This window comes from Streptomyces sp. NPDC097129 (assembly GCF_055668065.1).
On the sequence record NZ_JBVOQE010000046.1, the window covers coordinates 1 to 2034 of the forward strand.

Genomic DNA, 2034 nt, shown 5'->3' on the forward strand with positions numbered 1-2034 from the left:
GGGCGTGCGGACTTCCAGGTGAAGATCCGTGGGTTCCGTGTCGAGCTGGGTGAGGTGGAGGCGGTGCTGGCCGCGCATCCGCAGGTCGCTCAGGTGGCTGTGGTGGCGCGTGAGGATCGGCCGGGAGACAAGCGCCTGGTCGCCTACGTTGTTCCGAAGGCAGATGGCGGGGATCTGGACCCGTCTGGGCTGCGGCGGTTTGTTGGGGAGGGTCTGCCGGAGTTTATGGTTCCGGCTGCGGTGATGGTGGTGGAGTCGTTCCCGGTGACGGCGAATGGGAAGCTGGACCGTCGTGCGCTTCCCGCGCCCGAGTACGCTTCCGCGGCCGCCTCGCGGGCTCCGCGCAATCCGCGCGAGGAAGTCCTGTGTGCGGTCTTCGCTGAAGTCCTCGGTCTGGACAAGGTCGGCATCGACGACAGTTTCTTCGACCTGGGCGGCCACTCCCTGCTCGCCACCCGCATCGCCAGCCGCATCCGCACCGAACTAAACGTAGAAGTTCCGCTTCGGACCCTGTTCGAAGCTCCCGATGTTGCCAGCCTCAGTGAACGGTTGGGGGCAGCGGAGAAGTCCCGCCGACCCGCACTGCGGCGGATGCCGCGCCCCCAGGAGAAGTGATGATTCCTCTTTCTTTTTCGCAGCGTCGCCTCTGGTTCCTCAACCGCTTTGAGGGAGCAGACGATTCGACTTACAACCTCCCCATCGCCCTCCGCCTAAGCGGTGAACTCGAACGCGAGGCGCTGGCCGCTGCTCTGCACGACGTAGTAGAGCGGCACGAAAGCCTGCGCACCGTCTTCCCCGAGGGAGGGGATGGCACGCCGTTCCAGAGGATCCTTGACGCGGAGCGGGCATGGACGGGGCTGGACGTGATCTCCACGTCCGAGAGCGAGTTGGACGAACTCATCCTGTCCTTCCGGCAGGTCGGGTTCGACGTGACCGTCGACGTGCCGGTCCGCGCCCGCCTGTTCTCCCTGAGCAGTGACTTGCACGTCCTGGTGGTGGTGCTGCACCACATCGCGGGTGACGGTTGGTCCATGGCGCCGCTAGCGCGGGATGTCGCGACTGCGTACGAGGCGCGGGCTGAGGGCCGTGTCCCGGACTGGGAGCCGCTGCCGGTCCAGTACGCCGACTACGCAATGTGGCAAATGGAACTGCTGGGGGAGGAGTCCGACCCGGAAAGCGTACTAAGCCGCCAGGTCGCCTACTGGAGCGAGGCGCTCGCGGGCCTCCCGGGGCAGCTCGAGCTGCCGACGGACCGAGCGCGGCCTGCCACGGTCTCGTACACAGGTGACCGTGTGCCCGTGGAGATCGACGCCGAACTGCACGTCGAACTCGCGGCGTTGGCGCGCGAATCAGGCGCGAGCATGTTCATGGTCGTCCAGGCGGCCTTCGCCGCGCTGTTGTCGCGCTTGGGCGGGGGCACGGACATCCCGATCGGCGCGCCCATCGCGGGCCGCACGGACGAGGCGCTGGACGACCTGGTCGGGTTCTTCGTCAACACGCTTGTTCTGCGCACGGACCTTTCCGGTAACCCCACCTTCCGCGGACTCCTCGCACAGGTGCGCACGTCTGTCCTCTCCGCGCACGAGCACCAGGAGGTCCCGTTCGAGTACCTGGTGGAGGTTCTGAACCCGGCGCGTTCCATGTCCCGCCACCCGCTCTTCCAGGTCGCGCTCGCCTTCCAGAACAACGCGCACGCGGAACTCCGGCTCAAGGGACTCACCTTGAGCGTCGTGGACTTTGCCGCGGACACCGCCAAGTTCGACCTGTCCCTCGGCATTTCGGAGCAGTTCACCGAGCAGGGCATGCCAGCCGGTCTAACGGGTGCCTTCGAGTTTGCGACGGATTTGTTTGATCGTTCGACGGTTGAGTCGTTTGTGGTGTATCTGCGTCGTTTGCTGGTGGGTGTTGTTGCTGATCCTGATGTGTTGGTGGGGTCGGTGGACATCCTTGATGTGGGGGAGCGGCGGGATCTTTTGTCGGGGTGGCAGGGGGTGGGGTCTGATGTGGTGGTGGCTCCGTTGCCTGTGTTGTTTG

At 65.6% G+C, this 2034-nt stretch carries 2 protein-coding genes; both read left to right on the forward strand.

Annotated features, from left to right (window positions below; genetic code table 11):
• The coding region (locus AC0B9F_RS37965) for a phosphopantetheine-binding protein (protein ID WP_472010355.1) at positions 1 to 615 on the forward strand (615 nt) is incomplete at its 5' end.
• Positions 615 to 2034 (forward strand): condensation domain-containing protein (locus AC0B9F_RS37970; protein WP_472010357.1); only part of this gene is annotated, 1420 nt, incomplete at its 3' end. The genes AC0B9F_RS37965 and AC0B9F_RS37970, both read left to right, overlap by 1 nt.